Raw genomic sequence first — 24,601 nt, forward strand, 5'->3', positions numbered from 1 at the left:
CGGTTTGTGAAGAGGATCTGCTCTGCATGCCCTACCAGTGAGTGGTGCCCTGCCCAGGGGATATTTTAGCGGACACGGGGGTGGCGCGTCTACGGCTCACTCCGCGGCCGGATTCCACAGGTGCACGTACGACAGGCCGCTGCCGGTGTTGAACAGCACCACGCGTTCGCCGGGCCGTATCCATTCCCGCTTGCGCAGCATCCGGTACGCCGCCACCGTGGCGCCGCCTTCGGGTGCGGCGAAGATGCCCTCGGTGCGCGCCATGAGATTGGCGCCCTCCATGAGTGCTGCATCCGGCACCGCCAGCGCGGTGCCGCCGGAATCGCGCAATGCGCGCAGCATGAGCACGTCGCCCACCGCCGCCGGCACGCGCAGGCCGTCGGCGATGGTGTGCGCGTCCTCGAACATCGTCGCGGTTTCCGCGCCGCTCTCGAATGCGCGCACGATGGGCGCACAGCCGTCGGACTGCACGCTCACCATGCGCGGGCGCTTCTTTCCGATCCACGCCAGCGACTCCATTTCCTGGAAAGCCTTCCACATCCCCACCAGGCCGGTGCCGCCGCCGGTGGGATAGATGACCACGTCGGGCAGCGTCCAGCCCAACTGCTCGGCCAGCTCGTAGCCGAGGGTCTTCTTGCCCTCCAGGCGGTAGGGCTCTTTGAGCGTGGAGAGGTCGAAACGCCCGTGCTTCCCCGCCTCCTCGGTGGACACGCGCCCGCAGTCCGTGATGAGACCGTCGATCAGGTGCACGTGCGCACCAAACGCGCGGCACTGGGCCACGAACGACGGCGGCACATCGGCGGGCATGTAGACGTGCGCTTCCACCCCTGCGCGCGCCGCGTAGGCGGCCAGCGCACACGCGGCGTTTCCGGCCGACGGGGCAGAAAGCGAACGTGCGCCCAGCTCGAGCGCGCGTGATACCGCCACCGCCATGCCGCGCGCCTTGAACGAGCCGGTGGGATTGGGGCTTTCGTCCTTGATGTACAACTCGTCGCCCGCACCCAGCGCGGCGGCCAGGCGCGACGCACGCACCAGCGGGGTGCCCCCCTCGCCCAGCGTGAGGCGCCGGGCGGGATCGCGCACCGGTTGCAGCTCCGGGAAGCGCCACACGCCACGGGGCCGTTGGGGCAGCGTGTTGAAATCGATGGCGCGGTGCGCGGCGTCGAGGTCATAACGCGCCAGCAGCGGCCGCCGGCAGTGGGTGGAGAGGTTGTGCAGCACGTCGGCGATGAAGCGCCGCCCGCACTGGCTGCATTCAAGATGGGAGAGGAAGCTCATCATAGAGCGGTGAGTTACTCGATCCCCGCCTTGCGCACCGCCGAGCGCAGGCTCGCCTCGGTCTGCAGTCCCACCAGAACGTCGGACACCTTGCCGTCCCGATCGATCACGACCACGGTGGGCAGCGCCTCGATCTGGTATGCCTGGAACACCTTGCCCCCGGCGTCGATGAGGCAGCGAAGCCCAATACCGTTCTTCTTGAGGAAGTCCGACGCCAGCTCGCGGCTTTCGGATGTGATGGCAAACACCATCAGCCCCTCGCGGGCCAGCTCGCGGCTAAGTGCGTCGACGTGCGGCATCTCCAGCCGACACGGCCCGCACCACGTGGCCCAGAAATCCAGCAGCACCACCTTGCCCCTGTGCTCCGAAAGCGAAACCTGCCTGCCCGCGAGGTCCGCGAGTGTGAACGGTTCGGCGGGCTGACCTGTCGGCGCCGGCGCTGGCGTTCCGGCAAACTCGTCCACGCGCATTGCGCCGGGCGGCGGGGTGAACACGAACAACGAATCCGGGGGGCGGCGATCCAGTTCCGGTGCTTCCATGCGCACGGTGGCCAACATCGACACCTCTCCCATCGACGTGATCCCCGAGACACCCAGCACGCGCTTGAGTACGAAGTCACGTTCCGCATCCACCCACATCGTGTCGGCCCGGGTGAGGGTACCTTCGCCGACGGCCATGGTGTCGGGCGGGAGCACCACCACCAGGCAGTTTCTTTCACCGGCGGCCGTTTGCACGTTCTCTTCGCGGACCAGGCGGGCACCGTCCGCCTTGCGGCCGAGCATCAGGTATTCCCCGAACGTCCCGCCATTCTGGCTCCCAATGGCCGACGACGCGGGCTTGACGGTGTACTGGCGCATCGCGACGAGATATGTCCAGGTGGAATCCTGCCGGATGAGTGACCACGAACTCATCATCGGGCTGCCGCTGGTTTCTACAAAGTGGAGGTCGGGCTGAACGCCGGCCATGTGCAACTTCCCCTCGATGACCTGTTCGCGCATAGCCGACGACTGGATGCTCATTCTCGTCTCGCCGCGGATGTCGTAAGTGGTCATTGCGCGATAGCGCTCGGCCACGCGGAGCACGCACTTCTTGCCCGCATCGCCTGCCGTGTCGGATGCGACGGTGGTAACGGACAGTACCAGGAGACACAACGGAACGATTGATAGTCGGGTTTTCATGATCGCTCCCCTTGATGAAGATCGCTTCCCCGGAAGGTCTCGTGGAGCTTCGCACCTGCAACGCTACCGGAACAGCGGGGCGCGGGCAATCCCCATTGAAACGAAAACCGCCACGCCGGTGGGGGCGTGGCGGACTTCGTCAGCAACTGCGAGGGCGGCGCGGGTCCGGGATCGTGGGGCCGTTGCAGCGGGTGTCACGCCGCCGTCGCTCTATGTCGGCTCGCGGGGGGGCTGCGCGAGCATTGTGCCTTCGCCTGCGGGTGATGACGGCGGCGGCAACCGGAAACCCGATCGACCACGTGCGATAGCCAGCCACAGCGTTATGCCTTTTCGAAGTCGCCGGCCGGCCGCCGGTCATCAGTCGTTTCAGCAAGGACACATGGATTACAGGCGGACGGCCCCACAAGTTGGTGGCTTTGGGGCCGGCGGGCAAAGAAAGTGGCCGGGGTCCGCATCCCTATGCAGAATCGACAGTTGGGGCTGGAAGATCGGCGTCGAATGGCGTACCCTAGGCGCTCAACCCCATCCGAGGTGAATTGCATGCGATACACGTTGCTTCCGGCCGCACTGATTCTCTTTCTAACCGTCCCGACACTCCACGCCGAAACCCCGTCGGCATCCGATGACACCGCCGGCGAGGCCGTGTTCCTCAAGAACACGCGCCAGCTCACCTACGGCGGCAAGCGCGCGGGTGAGGGCTACTTTTCCGCCGACGGCAAACAACTCATCTTCCAGGCCGAACGCGAGGCGGACAACCCGTTCTATCAGATTTACATTCTGTCGCTCGAAACCGGCGACTCGCACCGGGTGAGCAACGGTGTGGGCAAGACGACCTGCGCGTACTTCCGCGCTGACGGCGAACGGGTGATGTTCGCCTCCACCCACCTCGATCCGGAAGCAGCGCAGAAGCAGAAGGACGAACTCGAGTTCCGCGCCTCGGGCAAGGAGCGCCGCTACGCCTGGGACTACGACGAGACCTACGACATCTTCTCGTGCAAGCCGGACGGCAGCGACATGAAGCGCCTCACCGAGGCCCGCGGCTACGACGCCGAGGGCTCGTACTCGCCGGACGGCAAGTGGATCGTGTTCGCGTCGATGCGCGACGCGTACTCGGGAACGTTGTCCGAGGAGGACCAGAAGCGCCTGGAGATGGACCCGTCGTACTTCGGCGAGATCTACATCATGGCCGCGGACGGTTCCGGCCAGAAGCGCCTCACCACCGAGCCCGGCTACGACGGCGGCCCGTTCTTCACCCCCGACGGCAAGCGCATCGTGTGGCGCCACTTCGCGCCCGACGGCATGGTGGCCGACGTGTTCACCATGGACCTCGAGGGCGGCAACCGTGTGCAGTTGACGGATTTTGAATCCATGTCGTGGGCGCCGTTCTTTCACCCCAGCGGTGAGTACGTGATCTTCACCACCAACAAGCTGGGCTTCTCGAACTTCGAACTGTACATCGTGGACCGCGAGGGCAGCAAGGAGCCGGTGCGGGTTACCTTCACCGACGGCTTCGACGGATTGCCGGTGTTTGCGCCGGACGGAAAGACGCTGGCGTGGACGGCCAACCGCACCGCGGACAAGAAGTCGCAGATCTTCATGGCGGCGTGGAACGACCAGGCCGCGCGCGCCGCCCTTGCGGCGGCGCCGGCGCGTGACCAGCGTTCGAGTCTGGACGGCGTGCTCTGGGACCGGAACACCGCTGTCTACCGCGCACCCATGAAGCGCGACAAGAAGTCCCAGCACATCACCATGTCCCCGGAGATTCGGGCCGAAGACATGCATAACACCGTGGCCTACCTGGCCGACGACGACCTCGCGGGGCGCATGACCGGCTCCGACGGCGAGAAGAAGGCGCGCTCTTACATCGCGACGCGCTTTCGCGACGCGGGTCTCACGCCGCTCGGCGACGACGACTACCTGCAGCCGTTTCCGTTCACGTCGGGCGTAAAGCTGGTACCCGGGAAGAATACGCTTTCCGTCACCGCGAACGGCGAAACCCGCGCGCTGGAAGTCGACAAGGACTTCCGCCCCCTGGCGTACAGCGATAACACGTCGGTCGAGGGACCGGTGGCGTTCGTGGGCTACGGTCTGAAGACCCCCGCCTCGGGCGAGGGCAGCTACGACGCGTACGGCGGCTTCGACGTCACGGACAAGGTGCTGTTGATTCTCAACTACGTACCCGAAGGTGTCAGCATGGAACGGCGCATGGAGTTGAACATGTATTCCGGCGGCCGTTACAAGGCGATGGCCGCTCGCGAGCGCGGCGCGAAAGCCATCCTCGTGGTCACCGGACCCACCTCGCCCAATGCGGGCGCGCTGCAGTCGCTGGGCTTCGACCAGTCGCTGGCCGGCTCCGGCATCCCGGTGCTTTCCATCTCCGGCGAGACTGCGGACCTGCTGCTCAAGGGCCACGACAAGTCGCTCAAGGAGATCCAGGAACAGCTGGACGTGGAGAATCCGCACGCGGAGGGCACCTTCGACCTGGAGGGCGTGACCGTTTCCATCTCCACCGACATCGAGCGCGAGAAGAGCCAGGGCAACAACGTAATCGGCTACCTGCCCCCCGCCAACAACGACGACACCGCGCCGGTGCTGGTGATCGGCGCGCACTACGACCACCTCGGCCTCGGCGAGAGCGGCTCGCTGGCCGACAAGGACGAGCAGGGCAAGATTCACAACGGCGCAGACGACAACGCGTCGGGAACCGCCACCATGCTGGAACTGGCCGACGCGCTGAGCGCCCTGTACCAGAGCGACCCGGACAAGTTCACCTTTGGCATCGTGTTCGCGGCGTGGTCGGGCGAGGAGATCGGCGTCATCGGCTCCAACTACTGGGTGCAGCACCCCACCCTTCCGCTGGAGCGCGTGGCCGCGTACCTGAACTTCGACATGGTGGGTCGCATGAAGGACAACACGCTGATGCTGCAGGGCGTGGGGTCGTCGGACGCGTGGGCCGGGTTCATCGAGAAGCGCAACGTGGTGGCCGGCTTCGACCTGAAACTGCAGGAGGACCCGTACCTGCCCACGGATACCTACGCGTTCTATCCCGCCGGCGTGCCCGTGATTGCCTTCTTCACCGGCAGCCACGCGGACTACCACCGCCCCAGCGACGATACCGAGACGCTCGACTACCCGGACATGGAGCGCGTCGCGAAGTTCGCGATGGGCATGGCGCTCGACATCATGGCCGGGGGCGAGAAACTGGCGTACGTGAAGGTGGCACCGTCCAGCGAGAACACCGGGTCGCGCGCGTCGATGCGCGTGTTCCTGGGCACCATCCCCGACTACTCGGAGGGCGAGATGGAGGGGGTCAAGCTCACCGGCGTGCGCGCCGACGGCCCCGCGGACAAGGCGGGCCTCAAGGGCGGCGACGTGATCGTCGAACTGGCCGGCAAGGAGATCAAGAACATCTACGACTACACCTACGCGCTGGATGCGCTCAAGGTGGGTGAGCCGGCGACGGTGGTCGTCATTCGGGACGGCGAGCGCGTGTCGCTGTCGATCATCCCCGAGGCGCGAAAGTAACTGCACAGGAGGAAGCCGCATGGTTCGCTTTGCCTGGATTCGTAGTATGCTCGCGGTATGCGCGGCGACGATGCTCGTTGCGGCGTGTTCCACCGTTCCCCTCACCGGTCGCAAACAACTCAACATCATCCCGGATTCCGAGATGCTCTCGATGAGCTATCAGCAGTACGACCAGTTCCTCACCGAAAACAAGAAGTCCACCGACGCCGGGAAGACGGCCATGATCCAGCGCGTCGGCAAGCGTATCCAGGCGGCGGTGGAGCAGTACGCGCGCGACACCAACAACAGCAAACAACTCGACGGCTACCAGTGGGAGTTCAACCTGGTGGAGAGCGACGAGGTCAACGCGTGGTGCATGCCCGGCGGCAAGGTGGTCTTCTACACCGGCATCCTGCCGGTGTGCCAGGACGAGAACGGCATCGCGGTGGTGATGGGGCACGAAGTGGCGCACGCGGTGGCCAAGCACGGTTCCGAGCGCATGAGCCAGGGGTTGCTGGCACAGATGGGCGGCGTGGCGCTGTCCGAAGCGCTCAAGAGCGAGCCCGAGCAGACGCAGGCGCTGGCCATGACCGCCTTCGGCGTGGGCGCGCAGTACGGCGCGCTGCTTCCCTTCAGCCGCAAGCAGGAGAGCGAGGCCGACCACCTCGGGCTGGTGTTCATGGCCATGGCGGGGTACGACCCGCACGTGGCGGTGCCCTTCTGGGAGCGGATGGCGGCGGGCGGCGGCGGCAAGCCGCCGGAGTTCATGAGCACGCACCCGTCGGATCAGACTCGCATCAATAATCTCAACAGCCTTATGCCGGAGGCGATGAAATACTACAAGCCAGTTCCATAAGGTGTTTCCTTCTCGCCGGCACCCTGTTCGTGGCGCTCAGCGGGGGTGCCATCCCGGCGTCCGGGGCTGACCGGAAGCCGGACGACTCTCCGCGCAACGCCATCCAGGCGCGCACCGGCGACTTCGACACGATGCGCGACAACCGCGTAATACGCGTCCTGGTTCCCTACAGCCGCACCCTGTACTTCAACGACAAGGGCAAGGAGCGGGGTCTCACCGCGGAACTGGTGCGCGACTTCGAGGAATACATCAACCAGAAGTACCGCAAGACCCTCAAGCGCCGGCCGATCACCGTCCTCATCATTCCCACCCCACGCGACCAGCTGATTCCCCACCTGGTGCAGGGGCTGGGCGACATCGCCGCCGGAAACCTCACCGCCACCGACGAGCGTCTGAAACAGGTCGACTTCACCGCGCCCCCGGACCAGCGGCCCGTCTCGGAAGTCGTGCTCACCCGCAAGCAGGACGGTCCGCTGGCGAGCGTTGACGACCTCGCGGGCCGCACCGTGCAGGTGCGCGCATCGTCGAGCTATTACGAGAGCCTGCGCCTGGTAAATCAGACGCTTGCGCAAGACAAGAAGAAACCCATCAAGATCGTCGCCGTCTCAGAAGTGCTCGAAGACGAGGACCTGATGGAGATGCTGGACGCCGGCGTGCTGCAGACAATCGTGGTGGACGACTGGAAGGCAACCATGTGGGCCCAGATACTCCCCGGCATCCTCGTCAACGAAGGGGCGGCGGTGCACAGCGGCGGCCTCACCGGGTGGGCGTACCGCAAGAACAGCCCGCTGCTCGCGGCCGAACTGAACGACTTCTACTACAAGTACGAGAAGCAGCGCGGAACCATTCCCTATCGCTTTGCCCAGTACAACAAGCAGGTGAAACGGCTGCAGGACCCGACCGGGCGCAACGACTGGAAGCGCTTCCAGGAAACGATGGCGCTGTTCGAGAAATACGGCGCGCAGTACGGCTTCGACCCGCTGATGCTGGTGGCGCAGGGCTTCCAGGAGTCAAAGCTGGACCAGAGCGTGCGCAGCCCGGTGGGTGCGATCGGCGTCATGCAGCTCATGCCGAATACGGGGGCGGCGATGAAGGTGGGGGACATCACGGTGACCGAGCCCAACATCCACGCCGGCGCCAAGTACCTGAACAAGATCATGACCGACTACTTCCAGGACGCACACTTCGACGACTTCAACCGTACCCTGTTCGCGTTTGCGGCCTACAACGCCGGTCCCAGCCGGATCTCGAGCCTGCGCAAGGAGGCGGCCAATCGCGGACTCAACCCGGACGTGTGGTTTGAGAACGTGGAGATCGTGGTGTCGGAAAAGGTGGGCAGCGAGACGACGAAATACGTGCGCAACATCGTGAAATACTACGTCGCCTACAAACTCGCGCTGGAGATGCAGGAAGAGCAGCAGAAGGCGCGCGAAGCGCTGAAACCGTCGGGCGGCTGAACCCACCCCGATCACCATTCTGCATGAAATAGCCCTGTGATTCTGACGCGGCACCTGCGTCTCATTGTTCGTCCAGGGGCCCGAGTGCCCGGAAAGAACAGGTGCCGCAATGAGAACGCGTCTTGTCGCTTCCGCCGTGGCGGCGGTGGCGTTTGTCGGGTTTCTCTCCCTCCCCCGCATCGCGGGGGCGCTGTCGACCGAGGTATTTAACTCCAGTTTTGATAATGGGTTACCGGCGGAGATGTCCGCCCCGGGCTGCGGTCTGGACGGGGTCCAAGGCTGGGCCGGACTGGGAACACCGGGCAACCAGTTTTCCGGGAGTTTCCTCCGCTACAGCACCATTTCCATTGTCGACACAAAGCTCACGCTTCACAACCTGCCCGCGCACGACCACGTTTCCATCTCGTTTCTGCTGGCCGTGATCGACTCGTGGGACGGCACCGAGCTGCTCAAGGTGTCGGTGGACGGCGTGGAGGTGTTCTCCAACTGGTTCCAGCTTGCCTCCGGCGATGCATCCAGCTACATCGCGCCTCCGGGCGGACTGTTGAGCTCGGGCACCGAGCTCGGATTCAGCCTCGGCTCCTGGTACGCCCGCGACCGGGCCTATGACATGTTGGTGGAACCGGTGTTCAACGACATTCCCCACACCGCCGACTCGCTCGTGGTCACCTGGTACCTGGGCGCCGTTTCGGGGGGAGCGGCGGCAAACTGGCAGGGCGGAAACGATGAGTCGTGGGCGCTCGACAACGTGCGGGTGTCGGTTTCCGGGGCGGCCACCGGCATCGGCGGCACCCCCGGACTTCACGCCCTGACGCTGCTGGGAAACGCGCCCAACCCCTTCCAGGCGAGCACGACGTTTCGGGTGTGCTCGCCGCGTGAGGACGAGGCGCAGGTTGATGTGTTCGACGCAACGGGGCGGCGCGTGCGCAGCACGTCGGCGCGGCTCACGGGCGGCTGGCAGGATATGGCGTTTTCCGGCGTGGACGACCACGGTCGCCCGCTGGCGAGCGGCGTGTACTTCTATCGCGTCACAGGCGCGGGGGCCACACAAACGCGCAAGATGGTAATCATGCGCTGAGGGAGTTTCTCCGCTGCGGGGAGCAACGGGGCTATCCCACCAGCTTGTGTTTCTTCCCCACCTTCTTGAACGCGGCCAGGGCGCGGTCCAGGTGCTCCTTGCTGTGCCCCGCGGAGATCTGCACGCGGATGCGCGCCTTGCCCTTGGGCACCACCGGGTAGCTGAAGCCGATCACGTAGATGCCCTCGGCGAGCATGTCGTGCGCCACGTCGTGCGCGAGCCTGGCGTCGCCCAGCATGATGGGGCAGATGGGGTGTGACCCTTCCACGATGTTGAAGCCCGCCGCCGTCATGCCGGTGCGGAAGTAGCGCGTGTTCTCCTCCAGGCGGTCGCGCAGGTCGGTGCTCTTTTCCAGCAGACCGACCACCGCGAGCGACGCGGCCACAATCGGCGGCGCCACCGAGTTGGAGAACAGATACGGCCGCGAGCGCTGGCGCAGCATCTCCACGATCTCCTTATGTCCCGTGGTAAATCCTCCGGACGCGCCGCCCATGGCCTTGCCCAGCGTGGAGGTCATGAGATCCACGCGACCCACCACGTTGTTGAACTCGGGCGTGCCGCGCCCGGTCTTGCCCACGAAGCCGGTGGCGTGGGAGTCGTCCACCATGACGATGGCGTGGTACTTGTCCGCCAGGTCGCAGATGTCCTTGAGCTTCGCAATGGTGCCGTCCATGGAGAACACACCGTCGGTGGCGATCATGCGCAGGCGGTGCTTCTGTGCCTCCTTGAGGCACTTCTCCAGGTCGTTCATGTCGCTGTTCTTGTAGCGCATGCGCTCGGCCTTGCACAGGCGCACGCCGTCGATGATGGAGGCGTGGTTCAGCTCGTCGGAGATGATGCAGTCCTCCGCGCCGAGCAGCGTCTCAAACAGGCCCCCGTTGGCGTCGAAGCACGACGAGTACAGGATGGCGTCGTCCGTGCCGAGGAAGCGCGAGATGGCGGCTTCCAGCTCCTTGTGGATGGTCTGGGTGCCGCAGATGAAGCGCACCGACGACATGCCGTAGCCCCACGTGTCGAGCGACTTGCGCGCGGCGTCCACCACCTTCGCGTGCGACGACAGCCCGAGGTAGTTGTTGGCGCAGAAGTTGATGACTTCGCCGCCCGCCACCTGGATGGCCGCGGCCTGCGCGCTCTGGATGATGCGTTCGTCCTTGTAGAGACCGGCCTCGCGGATGGCCGCGATTTCCGTGTTGAGCACGTCCTTCAATGATCCGTACATGATGGTCTCCTTGTGGCTGTCTAGTGCTTCTTCAGCAGTGACGGCCAGTTCTGCACAATGGCGATGCTCTGCGGCGGAATGATCCCGTTGGGGAGGAGCATCAACAGGCGCTTCCCGTCCGGCGCCAACTGCGCGTCGAACATGTCTTCCGGAAACTGCCCAGCCTGGTGCGGGCGTCCAACCCGGAACGGATCCTGGGAAATGACATCCACCGCGTACACCACCCGCCAGCGCGCCGCCTCCGAGTAGTAGATGCGGGTTCCGTCCTTCGACCAGCCGTGGTTGAACGCGCCGCCCGTCGTGACCTGGTACTTGGCGCCGCCCTGCGGGTACGCCTGCACGTACACTTCCGTGCGCCCGGACTCATCGGAGTTGTACAGCATCCAGCGCCCGTCGGAGGAAACCTTGCCGCTTTCCTCGACGTACGGCGTCACCAGGTACGGCCATGGATCCGAGCCGTCCAGCGGTAGCACCCAGATGTCACGGCGCGTCCTGGGATCCTGGCGGGAGAAGACGAGCGCCTTTCCATCCGGGGTCCAACCGCTGAGGAACTTGAACGCGTCGTCGCCCTCCATGAATCGCTGCACCGCCGCACCCGTTCCCACGCTGGCAACGACAAAGCAGGGCGCCGAATTGGCGGCGGCCTGCAGGTAGGCGACGCGGCTGCCATCCGGAGACCAGGCTGAATTTTCATTGAACCCGGGGTCATAGCTGAAACGCGACACCACACCGCGTTCCAGATCGACCGACCACAGGTCGCTGGCAAACAACCCGTCGCTGCGTTTCAGGATGGCGTGACGGCCGTCGGGCGCAAGTTGCACGTCGGTGTACTCGCCGGGCACCATGGGGACCGGCGACAGCACGTTGCCCGAAAGATCCGTCCACACCAGCCGGGTCGCAGAGGGTACGTTGCGCAGGTACGCCAGCGTTCCGTTGGTTGACGCGGAGAGCGGCGCCGCGCCGGAGAATCCCGTTCCCAGCGGGCGATCGCCCAACGGAATCGCCTCGCCGGTGACCTGTCCTTTTGCCGCGTCGAACGGAACCGCCACCAGCACGTCGTCGCGCTGGTACACCAGGTAGCCGGGTGCCGCATAGACCGCCCCGGTGCCGGCGTTGTCGAGCACCTTGCGGCGCTCGCTCCCGTCCAGCGAACCCAGCCAGATCGTGAACTTTCCGTCCTGGGGCGGCAGCGTCGAAAACAGGAAGTGTTTCCCGTCGGGCAGGAAATAAGGATAGCGGTGTGCGGTCTCGGTGGAATCGAGCGTTGTAATCGGCGTGCTCTCGCCCCCGTTGGCGGACACCCGGTACAGCGGACCCTCCGAGAGCGGCGAGAACACGATGACGCCGTCGCGGTTCCAGGTGCCGCCGCGCGCGGCCGTGGTTTCGCAGATGAACTCCGGCTGGCCACCGTCCACCGCGATCTTCATGAGCCGGTTCTGGCGCGCGAAGTACCCGACGTACTTGCTGTCCGGCGACCAGAACGGCTGCTGGCCGAGGTCGGTTCCCGCAAGCGGTCGCGCGGAGAGAGATTGCATCGAACGGACCCACAACGTGGGCGCGATGGCGGAGTCCGCGGCGACAAAGACGATCATGCTTCCGTCTGGCGAGATCGCCTGGTGCACACCGTCTCCATTGAAGCGCATCCCGGGATCATCCGCGATCTCGAAGCGCGCCGCCGGCACGGGCGCGGGCTTGTTCAACATGCCCGTCAACTGCCAGGTCGCCGTGGCCGTTGCGATAACCAGCCCCATCGCCGCAGCGAACCGTTTGCGCGTCGTCCGGGAAGAACGCGGCCCGTGCGCCACACCCGAGCCCGATTCCCGGGTCGAAATCACATCCTCGATCTCGATGCGGGCATCCCCGATGTCGCGCAGGCGGCGCTTGATGTCCTTCTCAAGGCAGCGGCGCAGGAGGCTGCGGATGCGCGAGGGCGTGCGCGCCGGCAGCGCGTCCCAGTCGGGCTCGCGCTCGAGGATGCGCGCGATTAAATCCGAGACGGTGTCACCGGCAAAGCACTGGCGGCCGGTGAGACACTCGTAGAGCACACACCCGAACGACCAGATGTCGGTGCGTTTGTCCACCGCGCGCCCGCGCGCCTGCTCGGGGCTCATGTAGGCGGCAGTGCCGAGGATGACGCCGGCGCCGGTGACCTGGTGGGTGAGCGTGGGCGAATGGGTGAGGGTGACGTCGGAGCCCGAGGCGGAGCCGGTACCGCTCTTGGCGAGACCGAAGTCGAGCACCTTGGCGTCGCCGGCGGGCGTGATCATCACGTTGCCGGGCTTCAAATCGCGGTGCACGATGCCGCTCTCGTGCGCGGCCTCCAGGGCGGCCGCGATCTGCACGGCGATCTGGAGCGCTTCCTCGATCGACAACGTCCCGCGGTCGAGGCGCTGCGCGAGCGTCTCCCCTTCCACGAATTCCAGGATCAAGTAGCGGTGGCCGCCGACGTCTTCGATGCCGAAGATGCCGGCCACGTTGGGGTGGGTGAGCGAGGCGAGCAGCCTGGCTTCGCGCTCGAAGCGCGCAAGCCGCTCGGGATCGCGCGCGAACTCGTCGGGCAGCGCCTTGACGGCGACGTCGCGCGCGAGGCGCGAATCGCGGGCGCGGTACACCTCGCCCATTCCCCCCGCCCCGATCGGGGCGAGGATTTCGTACTGTCCGATCTTGCTGCCGGGGGTCAGGGGCATGGAATGCGGGCGCGCCCTACCACCGGATGATCAGTTTCGGGTGGGTGCCGATCTTCTTTTCGAACGCCGCCGGATTGAAGTCCTGCGCATCCACGATGGTGTCCTTGCCCTTGTTGAGCATGAGATTCCAGATCTTGTCCTGGATGCCGTTTTCCTTCTGCTCCAGCAGATTGCGCGTGATCTCCCAGGTCTCAAACAGACGCCGTCCGATCACGCTCTGGATGCGGATGCCCTTGACGATGGTGCGCTGGAAGTCCTGGATCTTGAAGTCGCCCGACTTGAGGCCGAACAGCACCACGTCACCACCGCGGCGCACCGCCTGGATCGCATTGTTGACCGACGAGTTGTAGCCCGCCATCTCCATGGCTACGTCCACGCCGTCGATGCCGCTGAACTTCACCACCGCCGCGACGACGTCCGGGTCGGCCTTCCAGCCATTGCGCTCGTCGCTGCTCGGCTTGAACGTCACCACTTCGTCCGCGCCCAGCTTGCGCGCGAGCTCCGCGTTGATGGGGTTGGGCTCGATGCCGATGATGCGCGAGGCGCCCAGCGCCTTGGCGATCATGATGGCGAACTGGCCGATGGCGCCGCAGCCGAACATGGCCACGGTCTTGCCACGCAGGTCCACCGCCGTGCTGGCGTGCACGGCATTACCGAACGGCTCCTGGATGGCCGCCACTTCGGGCCGGATCTTCCTGGGATCGGTGCGCCACAGCACGCTCGCGGGCAGTTTGATGAACTCGGCAAAGCCGCCGTCGCGCGAGATGCCGATGATGCGCTCGTCGGTGCACACGTGCCGCTGGTTGATGAGGCACTGGTGGCAGCGCCCGCAGGTGATGTGCGATTCGGCTGCCACCAGGTCGCCCCTGCTGAAGCCGTAGTGCGCGCCCGCCACCGCGCCCACCTCTACCACTTCACCCAGCACTTCGTGCCCGATGACGCGCGTGGTCTTGCCCTCCGCCTTGAGGGAGTCGTGAATCATGGCCTTGAACGAGCGCCGGAACCAGATGCCGGCGTCGGAGCCGCAGAAGCCGGTGTACTTCACTTTCAAGATCACGGACTCGGCGTCGCGCGGATCGTCAGCATCCAGCGTGGGCCGCAGCACGCGCTCGCGGCGGAAGCCGCGCGTCTTGTCCCAGCGATCCTTGTCGGCGTCGTAGACCAGCGCCCACATCTCCTCGCCCTGGCGCGGCATGGCTTCGCGATCGGTGCGCGCGGCGCCGGCGCCGCGCGGCTTGCTGGTTACACGCTGCGTTCGGCCCGTGGTGCTGGTTCGCGATGATGTCGACATTTTAGATGTTCCCTTCGGTTTGAAGTCGCTTCTATCCCGTGGCGGTGCGGCGCGCCGGTTCGAGTGCGCGGCCGTGGAGGGTGGCACCGTGCGCGTCTTCGATGACAACGCGAACGATATCGCCCAGCTCCACGCCATCCGCGGGAAGAATGGTGTGTTTGAAATTGTCGGTGCGGCCGGTTACGAAACCGGCCCGATGAGGATCGGTCTCTTCGACCAGAATCTCCTGCGTGCTCCCCACCAGCGAGCGGTTGATCTCGCGGGTGATTTCCTTCTGCATCTCAACCAGGTGGACGATGCGCCGGGTCTTTTCTTCCGGCGTCACGTCGTCGGCAAGCTTGCGCTGGGCGTAGGTGCCCTTGCGCTCGGAATACTTGAAAATGAACGCGGCGTCGAAGCGCACGTCCTGCATGAGGCGCGCGGTCTCGTCGAACTCGGCCGCGGTCTCGGTGGGAAAGCCCACGATGGCGTCGGTGGTGAGCCCCAGGTTGGGGATGGTGCCGCGCATTTCGTCCACCAGCGCGCGGAATTCGGCGTTGCTGTAGGTGCGGCGCATCAGGTCGAGCACACGGTCGTTCCCCGCCTGCAGCGGCAGGTGAATGTGCTTGCACAGGTTGGGGTGCCCGGCGATGGCCTTGATCAAATCGCTCGGGAAGTCCTTGGGATGCGGCGATGTGAAGCGCACGCGCTCCACGCCGGGGACGTCGCCCACCATGCGCATCAGGTCGGCGAAGCGCACGTCGCCGTGGCGGTACGAGTTGACGTTCTGCCCCAGCAGTGTCACCTGGCGGAAGCCGTCGCGTACAAGCGCCTCCACCTCGGCCACGACACCCTTCGGATCGCGGCTGCGCTCGCGCCCGCGCGTAAACGGCACCACGCAGAAGGTGCACATGTTGTCGCAGCCGCGCATGACCGCGATCCACGCGTTCACGCCACCGCTGCGCACGGGGTCCACGCCGCTGTAGGTCTCGGTGGTGGATAGCTTGAGCGCCGCCTTCTCCAGGGTGGAGGCATCGAGGCCGGTGACACCGCGCGAGGCGGCAATCAGCTCCGGCAGGTGGCGGTAGGCGTCCGGGCCGGCCACGAAGTCGATGACGTCGTGTCCGTCCATGAGGTCCTGTTTGAGGTTCTGCGCCATGCAGCCCAGGATGCCGACGGTGATTTCGGTGCGGCGCGCGGCGCGCTGGTGCTTCAAGCGCTGCAGGCGGCCGTAGATCTTCTGGTGCGCGCGCTCGCGGATGGCGCACGTATTAATGAGCACCACGTCGGCCCGCTCGAAGCGGTCGGTGAGCGCGTGGCCGTGCCCGACGAGGATCGACTTCACGAGCTCGGAGTCGTACTCGTTCATCTGACAGCCGTAGGTTTCGATATAGACGTTGAGATTCATTTGCGGCGCCCTCTGCCCGCACGGTCACCGCGGCGGTGGGTCACCGCAACGAAGTGGCGTGAAGATAACGTGTTAGGCGGTTCCCACTATAACAGAAGCGGCCCCGCCCGGAAAGGCCGGGAATCCCGCCCCGCCGGCATACGCCGGAGGGGCGGGAACTGGCGATCCTAGTGGGTTCCGCTGCCCGCGGGCGCGGGCGGCGTCGGGACCGGAACGAGGTTCTTGACGGGTGGCAACGACTTGAGATAGGCGAACATGGCCTTCAAATCGTCGTCGTTCACCTGGGCGAGGTTCTGCCACGGCATCGGGGGCAGGATGGGCCGTCCGTCGCCCATGTGTTTGCCGGTGTGCATCGCCTTGACGAAGATGTCTTCGGTCCACAGGCCGATGCCGGTCTGCTCGTCCGGCGTCAGGTTGGCGGCATAGGTCACACCCCATGGTCCCACAAACACGGTCAGGTGCTGCCCCATCAGATACCAGTAGCCGGGTGCGTAGGCGCGCGTGTCCACCGGCGGCACCTTGGCGTCCGACGGATGGCCCGACAGAAGCCGGGTTTCGTCCGGCGCCATGCCGGCGGCGCTGAACACCTTGGGCGAGTGACAGTCGTTGCACCCGCCGAGATTCACCAGGTAGCGCCCGCGTTCGATCTGTTCTTTCGACGCCTTCTCCGCCGCGGCGACAGACCCCGCCGCAGCGATAACACACACCACTACCATGCAAGCAATGCGGCCAGACATGGTCACGGGAAGTTCCTCCGAAATGTGAAGTGAGTGCCTGCTACAGAACGTAACGACGCGGAAATTCTATGAGGCGGTCCCGCCGCCGTCAATGGCGATCAGCGCGTGAGAACGGGGATTTTCGGCGTTTCCCCTCGGGGAGTATTCCTAGTCGGGGCGTGGCACTTCGCTCATGAGTGCTAGCGTGTTGCCGTCCGGATCGGGGAAGAACGCCAGCCACAGGTCGGCTTCCTGGCCACGATGGATGAGCCGCGGTTCGTGGGTGAACGTGACGCCGCGACCCTGGAGTTCGCGGTGGGCCGCCTGAATGTCGTCGACCCGGAAATACACGATCGACGAAAACCGGGCGCCGTCGGCCCCCTCGGGAAGCCCGAGCATCAGGCGCACGTCGCCGGCCTGGAAGAACGCCATGCCGGGTGCCTCGAAGAGCATGGGGACGCCGAGCACGTCGCGGTAAAAAGCGACCGCACGTGGCAGATCCTTGACGGTAATTGCAATCTGGCCAATCGTGGAGAGGCCGAAGGTGGCGTGCATATCGGGTCCTCCTGACGAGGAAGTCTGAACGCGGTGCGGTCCGGCGAGAAGAGGGTAAACAACCCGCGGGGAGTGGTCAATCCCGCGCGGCCTTGCTACCGGTGCCGGATCGTGTAACACTGTGGCTCCCTTATGCCTTCACCCACGCGATCCACGCCCCCGGTCATCTCCACCCGGAAGATCCGGGTCGGTCTGCAGCTGTTCCTGGCGTTCAGCATTGTCGGCTTCTTCATCGTCTTCCAGCGCGCCTCCATCGGCGAAACCATCCACAACCTGGCCCATTTCGACCCGCGCTACCTCGCCCTCGCACTGGGGCTGGTGGCACTGGACTGGATGGCGTCCGGCGCGCGCATCTATATCTTCGCCCGCAAGGTCTACCGCCCCATCACCTTCGGCGCCTGCATGCGCTCCTGCTTCGCCAATGTGTTCCTGGGCGGCGCCACGCCGTCGCAGACCGGCGGCGCGGCGGCGCAGGTCTACGTGCTCTACGCCGAAGGAATGACGGTGGTGGACGCCACCGTGGTGTGTTTCGTGGGCGGCTTTCTGGGGACCACCATCATCCTGCTCGCGTGCGCCATCATCTTTTCGTTCATGGTGCACCCGGAATTCGTGCCGGTGGGGCTGCGCACCATATCGGGGCTGTCGTTCACACTCTTCGCGCTGATCCTGGTGGCGGTTTTGCTCTCACTGCTCAGCCCGACGCGATTCAAGCGCATCGTGCACGCACTGATGCAGCGGGTGCCGAAGTACGGAAGAAGGTTGGAGCACTCCCACGTGGTGGAGAAGCTGTTCGACACGGTCGACCGTTACCACGACCTCATGACCGGTTTCCTGGTGCACAGCAAGCTGCTGTTTCTGGCGGGACTCTTGCTGACCGCGGTGATCTACCTAAACAAGTTCACCATTGCGTGGGTGGTGCTGAAGGGGCTGGGGGTGCACGCCGACCCGTGGTCGGTGCTGTACATGCAGGTGGTGCTGCTGTTGATCTTCTACTTTTCGCCCTCCCCGGGCGCGTCGGGGTTCGCCGAGGTGACAACGATGGCGGTGATGGATTCGGTGATCCCCAAGGGCTTCGAGGCCACGTTCATCCTGCTGTGGCGCTTCTTCACGCTGGTGCTGAACATGATGATCGGCGCGGGCGTGCTGCTTGGCTACATCTCGGGCCGCCGCGGTCGGCGTCGCGTCGAATGAGACTGGCGGACGCGATAGCGGGTCGCATGAAATAGCGCTCCTCCGCTCATGGTCCTCGCGCGAAGCATTTGGAATCGCGCTGCGGAAATCGCGTCGGAGCGCTGTTTCATGCTCCATGCGCATCAGCACGCTGAATGAATACAATGACAAGAAGACTTGCGCCTGTGACACATTGCGTCTTGCTGCAATGTTGATTGTTGCTATGTTGCAGTAGTGACTCCTCCCGTGGTGCAGCGGCTGTGCGCGTGTCACAAGGAGGACCTGCCATGTCCCTACGATCCCTCCCCGACAGGGTCATTCTCTCCCGTACTCTTGAATTCGTCAGACGCGAGCGTTCCGCGACGCTCGACGTGTTGCGACATCTTTCTGAAATAGAGCGGCGCAAGCTGCACCTCAAGCAGGGATACGCGTCGATGTTCGCGTACTGCACGCAGGCCCTCGGCTATTCGGAGTCCGCCGCGGTGCGCAGAATAAGATCGGCCCGCTGCGCCACCCGCTTCCCCGAGGTATACGAGCTCCTGGAAGCCGGCGACGTGAACCTGTGCACGGTCTCGATCGTGTATCGGTTCTTGAAGCCCGACACCAGGGACCGGCTTCTGGAGAGTATTCGCGGTTGCTCACAGGCGCAGGTAAGGGACATCGTCGCCGCCCTGCAGCCCTGTCCGATGCCCGCGGAGGTCATCCGACCTCTGGTAGTTCAGAAGGAGGCACGACCCGCACCGGCGTTGCTCGAATCGGGACTGGCATCCGCACCGGCTGCCCCGGTTCCGCATGTCGCTTGTGAAAATATTGCGTACCGCCGCAGCGGCGGTAACGGCCCCGGGCCGCTCGTGGCAGTCGCCACCGAGAAGCGCACGCAGCTCTCCTTCACGGTCGGCGAGGCCTTCATGGGCAAACTCAACCGCATCAAGTCGCTTGCGTGGCACCGGCTGCCGGTGAATCCATCGCTCGAGCAGGCGTTCGAGTTGGCGATGGACGTCTTTCTTGATAAACACGATCCCGCGGCGCGACAGGTACGTCGAGAGAATCGCCGGACGCCAGAACCGGCGCGCACACCGTCGCTCAGGGAGCCCAACCTGCGCCATGTCAGCGCGGCGGTACGAGACCAGGTGTTCATACGCGACCAGGGCTGCTGCACCTATGTGGGCGCGAACGGTCGTGTGTGTGGTTCGAAACGGGGATTGCAGTTCGATCACGTGGTGCCGGTGGCCCGGGGCGGCGGGGCCACGGCGGACAACCTGCGTCTGCTCTGCGCCTACCACAACCGGCTGGAAGCGGCGCGGCTGGGACTCCCGGCGGGCCCGTCGCACGAACGCCCGGAAGTGGGGCGGTCGCGATAGCGCTCCTCCGCTCATGGTCCTCGCGCGAAGCATTTGAAATCGCGCTGCGGAAATCGCGTCGAATCGCTATCGCGACCGCCCAACGGCCTCTGCGCGCCCCCCCCCAAAGGAACTCAGTCAAACACGTAGTCGCGCACCCGGGCGGCGATCTGCGGGTCCGTCATCTTGTCCGCGGGTTCGATTTTCAGCGTCACGCCGCTCAGTTCGTGCAGCGTCTGCGCGATCTCCGCGAACTCGTTCTTGGCTGTGGCCGGTCCCATCACCAGGAGGTGGTCCGGGCGGCCAATCTGTGAAGCAACATTCCGGTAGAAATTTGCGAGCTTGTGCTGGTGGGCCTCTTCGCGGCCGTGTTCCTTGACACCGGTGCGCGGTGCCCACGGCGTGCCGGTGCGCTTTCCACCCGACGGCGGCGATACCGGCTCCACTTGTGACTCGATGGTCCGCCGGTTCTCGACGCCGTCCGCGATCTCCACGACGACCGCACGGCGATGATCGATCCAGATTCCAACCTTCTTCATGATTCCCTCCTGATGTCTCCCACGGCCACCACCCGCTCCGCGTTACCGTCCAGCTCGACATCCTTCACCGCTACGCGGGCGATCCGGTTGCTGAGATTTTCTGGTGATTGTACGCGCACCCGAATATAACTATCCGAAAAACCCGTCCACAAGCCGCCGTCGCCGGTCCCCTCGAAGAGCACGTCCATAACCCCGTTCGTCCGTTCCAGATACGTCGCGTGCTGGCGCGCCAGCGCCAGCCGGCGCAGGTATTCGCTGCGCCGCTGGATCCGCGCCGCCGGCACCGGTTGGTCCATGCCATAGGCACTGGTGCGCGGCCGCGCAGAAAAACTGAACACGTGCACGTTCACAAACGGCAGCGCGCGCACCATCTCGCACGAACGCTCGAACGCCGCCTCGCTCTCGCCCGGAAAACCCACCATGACGTCGGTACCCAGGCCGATGCCCGGCACGCGCGCCACTGCGTCTTCCATGAACGCGCGATAGACATCGGCGTCGTAGCGGCGCCGCATGCGGGAGAGCGTGCGACTGTCGCCACTCTGCAGGGGAACATGCAGGTAGCGGCATAACTTGCCGCCCGCCGCCATCTCGTCCAGCAGGGCGTCTTCTATGGTAGTGGGCTCGATGGAACTGATGCGGATGCGGTCCAGCGGCTCGATGTCGCACAGGGCCTTCACGACATCGGCGAGTGTGCGCCCGCCATCATTATAAGTCCCGACGTTGACGCCGGTGATCACCAGCTCGCGGTGACCGGCGGCGGCGAGTTTGCGCGCCTCGCGCAGGATGTCCCGGTAGTCGCGACTGCGCGCCCGGCCGCGCGCGCGCGGGATGATGCAGAACGCGCACACGAAGTCGCAACCCTCCTGGATCTTCAGGTTGGCGCGCGTGTGCAGCGGATAGACACCGGTACCCGCAATTTCGAAACCGTGCTTCGTCGCCGGGTTGTTGATGACGGTGGGCTCCGGCAGCTTAACCGGCGCGGAAATGATATCCGGCAACCGCAGCTTATGGGCGGTGCCCACCACGAAGTCCACGCCCGGTATGCGCGCGAGCGCGTCGGCATCGGTCTGCGCGTAGCAGCCGATAGCGGCCACGCACGCGTCGGGGTTGCGCCGCGCCACCCAGCGCAGGCGGCGGCGCGACTTCGATGTAGCCTGGCCGGTGAGCGTGCAGGTGTGCAGGACGAAGAGGTCGGCGTCGAGGGGATCGGTGGTAAGCGCGTAGCCCTTCTCCGCGAAGCGGCTCTGGAGAATGGCGCTTTCCGCCTGATTCAGGCGGCAGCCGAGGGTTTCGATGGCGATCTTGTACAACGTCGATGGGCTCCACGAACGCCGGCGGCGAACCACAAGTCTAGCAGATTCGCCGGTGCGAGAAAACCCGTCATGATACCGGCCGCTACTCCACCCTGACGATCTTCACGGTCGCAAGGTCGTACGGCGTGGCCACGCGCACGAAGTACACGCCGGACGCCGCGCGCGCGCCGTTGGGCATGCGTCCGTCCCAGAAGACGGCGCGCGCCTCACCGGCCGGGACCCTGCCCTCGTCGAATCGTGTCACCACCGCACCGGTGGCGTCGTAGATGGTCACGCCAACGCGCCCCTCGCGCGGCAATGTGTAATTGATGCGCACGCCCGGGTTGAACGGATTGGGCGCGGCGGAGACCGCAATAAGGGAAGGGGTCCGGTCCTGAACGCCGGTGAGCGTGGTGGGAGTCAGGATGGCCGCCAGTGTGTCCAGTGCGGCCGGGCCGTTGAAACCGCCGCCGCTGGTGCTGGTCACCGTCGTCGCAATGGCGTCGAACTTCTTGTTCAGGAAACCCGGTGCAATGGGTGTTCCGACCTGCGGATCCACCAGGTAGTCCACCGGTGACAGCGCGGTCCAGCCAGTGCCGTCGTCCACCCACAGCGTCATCGCGGCGACACCCTGCTTGAGTGTGATGTTGCTGTACTTCACGCGCCCGGGCCGCTTGCGCACGGCACCCCCCTGCGCGCCGTCGGCGCCCACCGGCAACGGCAGCTCGTGGATGGTCCACATGGTGGGCGGGCTGGCGCGCTCCCACACGACGGGGAAGATCATGCCCGCGGCGTTCTGGCCCCAGCCCGCCACGAGGAGCGTGCCGGGCTCGTAATCGAAACCGGTTGCCTCCGCAGTGACCATGTTCATCGGCAGCGGCAGTTGTTCGTTGACCCAGGTTTCGCCGTCGTCGGTGGATGTCCACATCTGCGGCATCCATCCCCCGGCGGGGCTCTGTCCGCCGCCGAACGCCACGTAACCGTCGCTGCCCGCCGACCCGATGTCATTCACGTGGCCGTCGAGACCCACGCCGAATTCCGGCCTCAGGATGCGCTCGCCGGCCGCGGTGGTTTCCCAGATCATCGGCACGCGCAGACCCATCTGCGGTGCATCGCCGGCGGCCATGGGCGGAATCTCGTCCGCCCAGCCACCGATGAGCGCGCGCAACGGAACGCCATCCGGCTTGAATATCGCCCGGGCTTCCCCGGTGCCCGCGTTGAGCGCCGGCAACGGCACCACGTCGACCGGCTTGTTGGGCTGGATGTCCCACTTGACGGGCACCTTTCCGGCGGTGCCGTTGGTGGAGGAACCCACCACCAGTGTCCATTCGCCCAGGCCAGCGGGAACGTGCACCACCGCATTGGCGGCACTGTCCATGTTGGGATCGAGCCCCGGCAACACGATGGCTTCGTACTGTTGCGACACGCGCATCCAGCACGCCGCCTTGCACGGCGCGTTCTCCACCGTGCCCACGATGATGGGCCGGTCCCAGTCGCCGTCGGAAACGCCGCGCGCCGTGCTGGCGTTGTATCCGACCGGCAGCGGCATGAACTCGACGCCGTACTCCACCAGCCCCTGTGCGGCGGCGGGCGGGGCGCCGGCGAGCAGGAGTACGGCGGCTGCAATTGAGACGGCGGCGCGGGAACACGGGGGGCTGTGCATGAGGAGCCTCCTGGTCTGGGGTTCGGCGTCCAGCGAGGTGCGGCCTTGGGCTGCGGCCCGTAGCGGTAGATTCACCATCAAGTGTACATGATTGGCGCGTCCGCGACGACCCCGGGGCTTCGGCCGGATATCCGGCCGAGGCCCCCGAGACCACCAACTTTCACCCGCCTGCCGTGTATTACCCATGCGGACGACTGCGGCCGGTGGCCCTTCCACCGGCCGGGCAAATGTGATAAGATGTTGCCCGCAAGCAAGTTATACTTATTCGGGGTGGTTACCCAGAGGTGGTTACAATGACGCGACGGTTTGTCCTCATTTTCTCGCTCCTGGCCGTGACGATGATCGGCGTCGGCCAGTCGCCCACGCCCGCGCCGGCGGGCACCGACGCCCCGGCGGCCGTGCTCACGTCGTGCCGCGGCTCGGTGATGGTGACGCGCGCCGGCGGTCAGGCCACGGTGGCGACGTTCGGACTCTCGCTCAACGACGGCGACGAAGTGCGCACCGGCGCCGAGGCCGAGGCGGAAATCATGTTCGCCGCCGGCAACTGGGTGTCTGTGGGACCCAACAGCAACATGAAGATCAAGAGCCGCCCCGGCACCAGCGAGCCGGCCGCGGAATCGGGCAGTTTCGAAGTGGTGAGCAATTTCCTCAAGCTCAAGAGTTCGGAGGGAACCAGCTCCATCAGCGGACTGCGTTCCGGCGAGAAGGCCTCCACCCTGGTGCCGCTATCGCCCGTGCAGACCAAGGTGCGCAATGCGACCCCGACGTTCTCGTGGCGCATCGAGGACGAGTCGCTCGAGCTGCGCTTCACGCTGTACAACGAGTCGGGCGTCCAGTGGCAGTCCGACATCGTGGACGCGTCATCGCTGGCGTATCCGGCCAGCGCCCCCGCGCTCACACCGGGCGTGTCGTACTCGTGGACGCTCGAGACAACCGACCCGATGGTGTCGCCGCCGCTGCGCACCACCGCGGCCTTCTTTGAAGTGATCGCCCCGGCCGACGTGGCCACCCTCGACGAAGAACTCGCCGAGATCGACGCCGAGAAGCCGGGCGAGGTGACGTACCGCCTGATGCGCGCGAGCCTGTTCTTCGACCGCGGCCTGGTGGAAGACGCCATCGACGAGACGGAGACCGCCCTGGCCAGCGACCCCGACAACGCGTCGCTGCACGCCATCCTGGGCCGGCTCTACGCGGAGACGGGCCGCACGCAGGAAGCCATGCAGGAGATGCAGCGCTCCCAGCAGTAGACCATCGGAACAACCACCTCTGTGGGGCGGCCCTTTGTCGAGGAGACGGAGGGCCGCCTTCCTTGCCCCCCGCGGCCTTCCTTGCCACCCTGCTTTTACCCTGTTAGTCTCCGGTCATGGAGCGTAGAGAGCTTGGCGGCTACG

18 protein-coding genes are annotated in these 24,601 nt (G+C 65.5%); 7 read left to right on the forward strand and 11 right to left on the reverse strand.

The window, feature by feature from the left end; genetic code table 11:
- Positions 1–96 precede the first annotated feature (96 nt).
- Both OEX18_09110 and OEX18_09115 read right to left on the reverse strand, forming a co-directional pair.
- Positions 97–1,281, reverse strand: a complete 1,185-nt coding sequence (locus OEX18_09110) for a threonine synthase (GenBank protein ID MDH4337414.1) — start codon at positions 1,279–1,281, stop codon at positions 97–99.
- 11 nt (positions 1,282–1,292) lie between these two features.
- Positions 1,293–2,456, reverse strand: a complete 1,164-nt coding sequence (locus OEX18_09115; protein ID MDH4337415.1) for a redoxin domain-containing protein — start codon at positions 2,454–2,456, stop codon at positions 1,293–1,295.
- Positions 2,457–2,996: 540 nt separating this feature from the next.
- Here OEX18_09115 and OEX18_09120 point away from each other — a divergent pair.
- From OEX18_09120 to OEX18_09135, 4 genes are all read left to right on the forward strand, one after another.
- A complete protein-coding gene (locus OEX18_09120) occupies positions 2,997–5,981 on the forward strand; it encodes a M28 family peptidase (protein MDH4337416.1) in 2,985 nt (994 codons plus the stop codon).
- A 19-nt stretch (positions 5,982–6,000) separates the two neighbouring features.
- On the forward strand, positions 6,001–6,816 hold the full coding sequence (locus tag OEX18_09125; GenBank protein MDH4337417.1) for a M48 family metallopeptidase: 816 nt from the start codon (positions 6,001–6,003) through the stop codon (positions 6,814–6,816).
- 29 nt (positions 6,817–6,845) lie between these two features.
- Entirely contained in the window at positions 6,846–8,273 is a 1,428-nt protein-coding gene (locus OEX18_09130; GenBank protein MDH4337418.1) for a transporter substrate-binding domain-containing protein, read from the forward strand.
- A 109-nt stretch (positions 8,274–8,382) separates the two neighbouring features.
- Positions 8,383–9,351, forward strand: coding sequence for a T9SS type A sorting domain-containing protein (locus OEX18_09135; GenBank protein MDH4337419.1), 969 nt, complete (start codon positions 8,383–8,385; stop codon positions 9,349–9,351).
- A gap of 31 nt (positions 9,352–9,382) precedes the next feature.
- On the opposite strand, the gene kbl is transcribed toward OEX18_09135, so the two are convergent.
- The 6 genes from kbl to OEX18_09165 all read right to left on the reverse strand — a co-directional run bounded on the left by kbl (position 9,383) and on the right by OEX18_09165 (position 17,206).
- A complete protein-coding gene (gene kbl / locus OEX18_09140) occupies positions 9,383–10,570 on the reverse strand; it encodes a glycine C-acetyltransferase (GenBank protein MDH4337420.1) in 1,188 nt (395 codons plus the stop codon).
- A 20-nt stretch (positions 10,571–10,590) separates the two neighbouring features.
- Positions 10,591–13,257 carry a serine/threonine-protein kinase gene (locus OEX18_09145; protein MDH4337421.1) on the reverse strand — a complete coding sequence of 889 codons (2,667 nt, stop codon included), beginning with the start codon at positions 13,255–13,257 and terminating at the stop codon, positions 10,591–10,593.
- 16 nt (positions 13,258–13,273) lie between these two features.
- A complete protein-coding gene (locus tag OEX18_09150) occupies positions 13,274–14,548 on the reverse strand; it encodes a zinc-binding dehydrogenase (GenBank protein ID MDH4337422.1) in 1,275 nt (424 codons plus the stop codon).
- A gap of 31 nt (positions 14,549–14,579) precedes the next feature.
- Positions 14,580–15,935, reverse strand: a complete 1,356-nt coding sequence (gene miaB / locus OEX18_09155; protein MDH4337423.1) for a tRNA (N6-isopentenyl adenosine(37)-C2)-methylthiotransferase MiaB — start codon at positions 15,933–15,935, stop codon at positions 14,580–14,582.
- Between the two features lie 167 nt (positions 15,936–16,102).
- Positions 16,103–16,672: a diheme cytochrome c-553 gene (locus OEX18_09160; protein MDH4337424.1), complete on the reverse strand. Its 570-nt coding sequence runs from the start codon at positions 16,670–16,672 to the stop codon at positions 16,103–16,105.
- A 147-nt stretch (positions 16,673–16,819) separates the two neighbouring features.
- Positions 16,820–17,206 carry a VOC family protein gene (locus OEX18_09165; GenBank protein ID MDH4337425.1) on the reverse strand — a complete coding sequence of 129 codons (387 nt, stop codon included), beginning with the start codon at positions 17,204–17,206 and terminating at the stop codon, positions 16,820–16,822.
- 132 nt (positions 17,207–17,338) lie between these two features.
- On the opposite strand from OEX18_09165, the gene OEX18_09170 reads away from it, so the two are divergent.
- Positions 17,339–18,397: a flippase-like domain-containing protein gene (locus OEX18_09170; GenBank protein ID MDH4337426.1), complete on the forward strand. Its 1,059-nt coding sequence runs from the start codon at positions 17,339–17,341 to the stop codon at positions 18,395–18,397.
- Positions 18,398–18,663: 266 nt separating this feature from the next.
- Entirely contained in the window at positions 18,664–19,737 is a 1,074-nt protein-coding gene (locus OEX18_09175) for an HNH endonuclease (GenBank protein ID MDH4337427.1), read from the forward strand.
- Positions 19,738–19,850: 113 nt separating this feature from the next.
- Here the strand turns inward: OEX18_09175 and OEX18_09180 are convergent, their stop codons facing one another.
- The 3 genes from OEX18_09180 to OEX18_09190 form a co-directional block, all read right to left on the reverse strand.
- Positions 19,851–20,255 carry a hypothetical protein gene (locus OEX18_09180; GenBank protein MDH4337428.1) on the reverse strand — a complete coding sequence of 135 codons (405 nt, stop codon included), beginning with the start codon at positions 20,253–20,255 and terminating at the stop codon, positions 19,851–19,853.
- Positions 20,252–21,565 carry a tRNA (N(6)-L-threonylcarbamoyladenosine(37)-C(2))-methylthiotransferase MtaB gene (mtaB, locus tag OEX18_09185; protein MDH4337429.1) on the reverse strand — a complete coding sequence of 438 codons (1,314 nt, stop codon included), beginning with the start codon at positions 21,563–21,565 and terminating at the stop codon, positions 20,252–20,254. Before mtaB ends, OEX18_09180 begins: the two co-directional genes overlap by 4 nt.
- Positions 21,566–21,650: 85 nt before the next feature.
- Positions 21,651–23,210 (reverse strand): T9SS type A sorting domain-containing protein, encoded by a 1,560-nt coding sequence (locus tag OEX18_09190; GenBank protein MDH4337430.1) that lies wholly within the window; start codon positions 23,208–23,210, stop codon positions 21,651–21,653.
- A 293-nt stretch (positions 23,211–23,503) separates the two neighbouring features.
- On the opposite strand from OEX18_09190, the gene OEX18_09195 reads away from it, so the two are divergent.
- Complete coding sequence (locus OEX18_09195; GenBank protein MDH4337431.1) at positions 23,504–24,457, forward strand: DUF928 domain-containing protein; 954 nt, start codon at positions 23,504–23,506, stop codon at positions 24,455–24,457.
- The last annotated feature ends 144 nt before the right edge of the window (positions 24,458–24,601 follow it).

Source organism: Candidatus Krumholzibacteriia bacterium (assembly GCA_029865265.1).
In the GTDB taxonomy this organism is placed as follows: Bacteria; Krumholzibacteriota; Krumholzibacteriia; order WVZY01; family JAKEHA01; genus JAKEHA01.

Excerpts from the sequence above, each read along its gene's own strand:
- OEX18_09110 (MDH4337414.1), bottom strand. The coding sequence starts at position 1,281 with ATGATGAGCTTCCTCTCCCATCTTGAATGCAGCCAGTGCGGGCGGCGC.
- OEX18_09115 (MDH4337415.1), bottom strand. The coding sequence starts at position 2,456 with ATGAAAACCCGACTATCAATCGTTCCGTTGTGTCTCCTGGTACTGTCC.
- OEX18_09120 (MDH4337416.1), top strand. The coding sequence starts at position 2,997 with ATGCGATACACGTTGCTTCCGGCCGCACTGATTCTCTTTCTAACCGTC.
- OEX18_09125 (MDH4337417.1), top strand. The coding sequence starts at position 6,001 with ATGGTTCGCTTTGCCTGGATTCGTAGTATGCTCGCGGTATGCGCGGCG.
- OEX18_09135 (MDH4337419.1), top strand. The coding sequence starts at position 8,383 with ATGAGAACGCGTCTTGTCGCTTCCGCCGTGGCGGCGGTGGCGTTTGTC.
- kbl (MDH4337420.1), bottom strand. The coding sequence starts at position 10,570 with ATGTACGGATCATTGAAGGACGTGCTCAACACGGAAATCGCGGCCATC.
- OEX18_09145 (MDH4337421.1), bottom strand. The coding sequence starts at position 13,257 with ATGCCCCTGACCCCCGGCAGCAAGATCGGACAGTACGAAATCCTCGCC.
- OEX18_09150 (MDH4337422.1), bottom strand. The coding sequence starts at position 14,548 with ATGTCGACATCATCGCGAACCAGCACCACGGGCCGAACGCAGCGTGTA.
- miaB (MDH4337423.1), bottom strand. The coding sequence starts at position 15,935 with ATGAATCTCAACGTCTATATCGAAACCTACGGCTGTCAGATGAACGAG.
- OEX18_09160 (MDH4337424.1), bottom strand. The coding sequence starts at position 16,672 with ATGTCTGGCCGCATTGCTTGCATGGTAGTGGTGTGTGTTATCGCTGCG.
- OEX18_09165 (MDH4337425.1), bottom strand. The coding sequence starts at position 17,206 with ATGCACGCCACCTTCGGCCTCTCCACGATTGGCCAGATTGCAATTACC.
- OEX18_09170 (MDH4337426.1), top strand. The coding sequence starts at position 17,339 with ATGCCTTCACCCACGCGATCCACGCCCCCGGTCATCTCCACCCGGAAG.
- OEX18_09175 (MDH4337427.1), top strand. The coding sequence starts at position 18,664 with ATGTCCCTACGATCCCTCCCCGACAGGGTCATTCTCTCCCGTACTCTT.
- OEX18_09180 (MDH4337428.1), bottom strand. The coding sequence starts at position 20,255 with ATGAAGAAGGTTGGAATCTGGATCGATCATCGCCGTGCGGTCGTCGTG.
- OEX18_09190 (MDH4337430.1), bottom strand. The coding sequence starts at position 23,210 with ATGCACAGCCCCCCGTGTTCCCGCGCCGCCGTCTCAATTGCAGCCGCC.
- OEX18_09195 (MDH4337431.1), top strand. The coding sequence starts at position 23,504 with ATGACGCGACGGTTTGTCCTCATTTTCTCGCTCCTGGCCGTGACGATG.